The organism is Vibrio marinisediminis (assembly GCF_014050145.1).
GTDB lineage: Bacteria > Pseudomonadota > Gammaproteobacteria > Enterobacterales > Vibrionaceae > Vibrio > Vibrio marinisediminis.
Map to the genome: position 1 here is coordinate 1 of NZ_JACFYF010000174.1, position 297 is coordinate 297.

General features: G+C 40.1%; 1 protein-coding gene. It reads left to right on the forward strand.

Features of this window, described 5'->3' with window-relative positions:
* A partial coding sequence (locus H2O73_RS20810) for a 2TM domain-containing protein (protein WP_182110777.1) occupies positions 1 to 192 on the forward strand: 192 nt, incomplete at its 5' end.
* Positions 193 to 297: the final 105 nt, after the last annotated feature.

The following is a 297-nucleotide window of genomic DNA, read 5'->3' on the forward strand; positions in this document are numbered from 1 at the left end:
TCGGTAATATGCCTATTGTTTGTCATTAATTTCGTAACTGGTACTGAGGAACTTTGGGCAATTTATCCTGCTTTAGGCTGGGGAATATTTATGGTTTCACACGCTATCAAGGCATTTGAGATATTCAATTTTTTAGGGGATGACTGGGAGCAAAAAGAAGTTGAAAAGCGCTTAACAAAACTACGAAAATGAGCTGCTAGAGTCTAGGCTTTCTATGGTGCAACAGCATCAAAAGGTGTATAAAAATCAATGATGCGCACTTAGAAAGCTAACGCCGCGTTAAGTGGTGAGCAACGC